We start from the raw sequence: 5,369 nt of genomic DNA on the forward strand, positions 1-5,369 counted from the left end.
ACATCCACTAATTCCCTTATATTAACAATAAAAAAAGTCCTTATGATTTAAAAGCATCATAAGAACTATATTATCGTTTATAATGGCGGTCCCGACCGGGATCGAACCGGCGATCTCCTGCGTGACAGGCAGGCATGTTAACCGCTACACCACGGGACCATTTTGGTTGCGGGGGCAGGATTTGAACCTGCGACCTTCGGGTTATGAGCCCGACGAGCTACCGAACTGCTCCACCCCGCGATGATAAAATTTTAGAAAAGCTTGGCGGCGTCCTACTCTCACAGGGGGAAACCCCCGACTACCATCGGCGCTGAAGAGCTTAACTTCCGTGTTCGGCATGGGAACGGGTGTGACCTCTTCGCTATCGCCACCAAACCATTGAGAGTGTTCTCTCAAAACTAGATAACAGTAAGCATACATTCAAATTGGTTAAGTCCTCGATCGATTAGTATCTGTCAGCTCCATGTGTCGCCACACTTCCACCTCAGACCTATCAACCTGATCATCTTTCAGGGATCTTACTTCCTTGCGGAATGGGAAATCTCATCTTGAGGGGGGCTTCATGCTTAGATGCTTTCAGCACTTATCCCGTCCGCACATAGCTACCCAGCGATGCCCTTGGCAGAACAACTGGTACACCAGCGGTGCGTCCATCCCGGTCCTCTCGTACTAAGGACAGCTCCTCTCAAATTTCCTGCGCCCGCGACGGATAGGGACCGAACTGTCTCACGACGTTCTGAACCCAGCTCGCGTACCGCTTTAATGGGCGAACAGCCCAACCCTTGGGACCGACTACAGCCCCAGGATGCGATGAGCCGACATCGAGGTGCCAAACCTCCCCGTCGATGTGGACTCTTGGGGGAGATAAGCCTGTTATCCCCGGGGTAGCTTTTATCCGTTGAGCGATGGCCCTTCCATGCGGAACCACCGGATCACTAAGCCCGACTTTCGTCCCTGCTCGACTTGTAGGTCTCGCAGTCAAGCTCCCTTGTGCCTTTACACTCTACGAATGATTTCCAACCATTCTGAGGGAACCTTTGGGCGCCTCCGTTACCTTTTAGGAGGCGACCGCCCCAGTCAAACTGCCCACCTGACACTGTCTCCCCGCCCGATAAGGGCGGCGGGTTAGAAGGTCAATACAGCCAGGGTAGTATCCCACCGATGCCTCCACCGAAGCTGGCGCTCCGGTTTCCAAGGCTCCTACCTATCCTGTACAAGCTGTACCAACATTCAATATCAGGCTGCAGTAAAGCTCCACGGGGTCTTTCCGTCCTGTCGCGGGTAACCTGCATCTTCACAGGTACTATAATTTCACCGAGTCTCTCGTTGAGACAGTGCCCAGATCGTTGCGCCTTTCGTGCGGGTCGGAACTTACCCGACAAGGAATTTCGCTACCTTAGGACCGTTATAGTTACGGCCGCCGTTTACTGGGGCTTCAATTCGCAGCTTCGCTTACGCTAACCCCTCTCCTTAACCTTCCAGCACCGGGCAGGCGTCAGCCCCTATACTTCGCCTTACGGCTTCGCAGAGACCTGTGTTTTTGCTAAACAGTCGCCTGGGCCTATTCACTGCGGCTCTCTCGGGCTTGCACCCTAACAGAGCACCCCTTCTCCCGAAGTTACGGGGTCATTTTGCCGAGTTCCTTAACGAGAGTTCTCTCGATCACCTTAGGATTCTCTCCTCGCCTACCTGTGTCGGTTTGCGGTACGGGCACCTCTCACCTCGCTAGAGGCTTTTCTTGGCAGTGTGGAATCAGGAACTTCGCTACTATAATTCGCTCGCCATCACAGCTCAGCCTTCACGGGAAACGGATTTGCCTATTTCCCAGCCTAACTGCTTGGACGCGGATATCCAATACCGCGCTTACCCTATCCTCCTGCGTCCCCCCATTGCTCAAATGGTGAGGAGGTGGTACAGGAATATCAACCTGTTATCCATCGCCTACGCCTTTCGGCCTCGGCTTAGGTCCCGACTAACCCTGAGCGGACGAGCCTTCCTCAGGAAACCTTAGGCATTCGGTGGAGGGGATTCTCACCCCTCTTTCGCTACTCATACCGGCATTCTCACTTCTAAGCGCTCCACAAGTCCTTCCGGTCTTGCTTCACAGCCCTTAGAACGCTCTCCTACCACTGTTCGAAGAACAGTCCGCAGCTTCGGTGATACGTTTAGCCCCGGTACATTTTCGGCGCAGAGTCACTCGACCAGTGAGCTATTACGCACTCTTTAAATGGTGGCTGCTTCTAAGCCAACATCCTGGTTGTCTAAGCAACTCCACATCCTTTTCCACTTAACGTATACTTTGGGACCTTAGCTGGCGGTCTGGGCTGTTTCCCTTTCGACTACGGATCTTATCACTCGCAGTCTGACTCCCAAGGATAAGTCATCGGCATTCGGAGTTTGACTGAATTCGGTAACCCGGTAGGGGCCCCTAGTCCAATCAGTGCTCTACCTCCAAGACTCTTACCTTGAGGCTAGCCCTAAAGCTATTTCGGAGAGAACCAGCTATCTCCAGGTTCGATTGGAATTTCTCCGCTACCCACACCTCATCCCCGCACTTTTCAACGTGCGTGGGTTCGGGCCTCCATTCAGTGTTACCTGAACTTCACCCTGGACATGGGTAGATCACCTGGTTTCGGGTCTACGACCACGTACTCAATTCGCCCTATTCAGACTCGCTTTCGCTGCGGCTCCGCATCTTCTGCTTAACCTTGCACGGGATCGTAACTCGCCGGTTCATTCTACAAAAGGCACGCCATCACCCATTAACGGGCTCTGACTACTTGTAGGCACACGGTTTCAGGATCTCTTTCACTCCCCTTCCGGGGTGCTTTTCACCTTTCCCTCACGGTACTGGTTCACTATCGGTCACTAGGGAGTATTTAGCCTTGGGAGATGGTCCTCCCGGATTCCGACGGAATTTCACGTGTTCCGCCGTACTCAGGATCCACTCAGGAGAGAACGAAGTTTCGACTACAGGGCTGTTACCTCCTATGGCGGGCCTTTCCAGACCTCTTCATCTACCTCGTTCCTTTGTAACTCCGTATAGAGTGTCCTACAACCCCAAGAGGCAAGCCTCTTGGTTTGGGCTGGTCCCGTTTCGCTCGCCGCTACTCAGGGAATCGCATTTGCTTTCTCTTCCTCCGGGTACTTAGATGTTTCAGTTCCCCGGGTCTGCCTTCTCATATCCTATGTATTCAGATATGGATACCACTCCATTACGAGTGGTGGGTTTCCCCATTCGGAAATCTCCGGATCAAAGCTTGCTTACAGCTCCCCGAAGCATATCGGTGTTCGTCCCGTCCTTCATCGGCTCCTAGTGCCAAGGCATCCACCGTGCGCCCTTTCTAACTTAACCGTTAAAAAGAATCACTACGTGATATCTTGCATTACTAATTGAATGTGAATTACTTCTGTTATCTAGTTTTCAAAGAACAACATCTCGAAGAATCAAATGATCCTTCAAAACTAAACAAGACAGGGAACGTTCTGTTTATAAGACCCAAGGTCTTATATTCCGTTAAAATCCTTAGAAAGGAGGTGATCCAGCCGCACCTTCCGATACGGCTACCTTGTTACGACTTCACCCCAATCATCTGTCCCACCTTCGGCGGCTGGCTCCTAAAAGGTTACCTCACCGACTTCGGGTGTTACAAACTCTCGTGGTGTGACGGGCGGTGTGTACAAGGCCCGGGAACGTATTCACCGCGGCATGCTGATCCGCGATTACTAGCGATTCCAGCTTCACGCAGTCGAGTTGCAGACTGCGATCCGAACTGAGAACAGATTTGTGGGATTGGCTTAACCTCGCGGTTTCGCTGCCCTTTGTTCTGTCCATTGTAGCACGTGTGTAGCCCAGGTCATAAGGGGCATGATGATTTGACGTCATCCCCACCTTCCTCCGGTTTGTCACCGGCAGTCACCTTAGAGTGCCCAACTGAATGCTGGCAACTAAGATCAAGGGTTGCGCTCGTTGCGGGACTTAACCCAACATCTCACGACACGAGCTGACGACAACCATGCACCACCTGTCACTCTGCCCCCGAAGGGGACGTCCTATCTCTAGGATTGTCAGAGGATGTCAAGACCTGGTAAGGTTCTTCGCGTTGCTTCGAATTAAACCACATGCTCCACCGCTTGTGCGGGCCCCCGTCAATTCCTTTGAGTTTCAGTCTTGCGACCGTACTCCCCAGGCGGAGTGCTTAATGCGTTAGCTGCAGCACTAAGGGGCGGAAACCCCCTAACACTTAGCACTCATCGTTTACGGCGTGGACTACCAGGGTATCTAATCCTGTTCGCTCCCCACGCTTTCGCGCCTCAGCGTCAGTTACAGACCAGAGAGTCGCCTTCGCCACTGGTGTTCCTCCACATCTCTACGCATTTCACCGCTACACGTGGAATTCCACTCTCCTCTTCTGCACTCAAGTTCCCCAGTTTCCAATGACCCTCCCCGGTTGAGCCGGGGGCTTTCACATCAGACTTAAGAAACCGCCTGCGAGCCCTTTACGCCCAATAATTCCGGACAACGCTTGCCACCTACGTATTACCGCGGCTGCTGGCACGTAGTTAGCCGTGGCTTTCTGGTTAGGTACCGTCAAGGTGCCGCCCTATTTGAACGGCACTTGTTCTTCCCTAACAACAGAGCTTTACGATCCGAAAACCTTCATCACTCACGCGGCGTTGCTCCGTCAGACTTTCGTCCATTGCGGAAGATTCCCTACTGCTGCCTCCCGTAGGAGTCTGGGCCGTGTCTCAGTCCCAGTGTGGCCGATCACCCTCTCAGGTCGGCTACGCATCGTCGCCTTGGTGAGCCGTTACCTCACCAACTAGCTAATGCGCCGCGGGTCCATCTGTAAGTGGTAGCCGAAGCCACCTTTTATGTCTGAACCATGCGGTTCAAACAAGCATCCGGTATTAGCCCCGGTTTCCCGGAGTTATCCCAGTCTTACAGGCAGGTTACCCACGTGTTACTCACCCGTCCGCCGCTAACATCAGGGAGCAAGCTCCCATCTGTCCGCTCGACTTGCATGTATTAGGCACGCCGCCAGCGTTCGTCCTGAGCCAGGATCAAACTCTCCGATAAAGTAGTTTGACTGACTACGCACATCGCTGTGCGATTTATTTAAAACTTTGAATTAACAGGTACGTTTTGTCTTGTTTAGTTTTCAAAGATCATTACCGCTTGTTGAAGCAACTTTATTATCTTACCACTCAGCTTCTTTTATGTCAACAACTTTTTTTAAGTTGTTTCCGAAGCTTTTTGTTGTTGTCTGCTGTTCATCAGCGACGTTTAATAATATACCATGCATTCTTTAAATTTAGCAAGTGTTTTTTTCATTTTTTTTAAAACGTATTTCGTTATATTCATCCTG

2 tRNA genes and 3 rRNA genes are annotated in these 5,369 nt (G+C 51.9%); all 5 read right to left on the reverse strand.

From position 1 onward, the window contains the following. Nucleotides 1–83: 83 nt before the first annotated feature. Nucleotides 84–159, reverse strand: a tRNA-Asp gene (locus ACFVTX_RS18295). Between the two features lie 4 nt (nt 160–163). Next, a tRNA-Met gene (locus ACFVTX_RS18300) sits at nt 164–240 on the reverse strand. A gap of 19 nt (nt 241–259) precedes the next feature. Further along, nucleotides 260–375 (reverse strand): 5S ribosomal RNA (gene rrf / locus ACFVTX_RS18305). Nucleotides 376–425: 50 nt separating this feature from the next. Further along, nucleotides 426–3,355: ribosomal RNA gene (locus ACFVTX_RS18310) — 23S ribosomal RNA — on the reverse strand. 175 nt (nt 3,356–3,530) lie between these two features. Continuing rightward, a 16S ribosomal RNA gene (locus tag ACFVTX_RS18315) occupies nt 3,531–5,080 on the reverse strand. The 16S, 23S and 5S rRNA genes sit together here with 2 tRNA genes alongside, the layout of an rRNA operon. Between the last annotated feature and the right edge of the window lie 289 nt (nt 5,081–5,369).

The organism is Agromyces sp. NPDC058136 (genome assembly GCF_042884375.1).
Lineage (GTDB): Bacteria > Actinomycetota > Actinomycetes > Actinomycetales > Microbacteriaceae > Agromyces.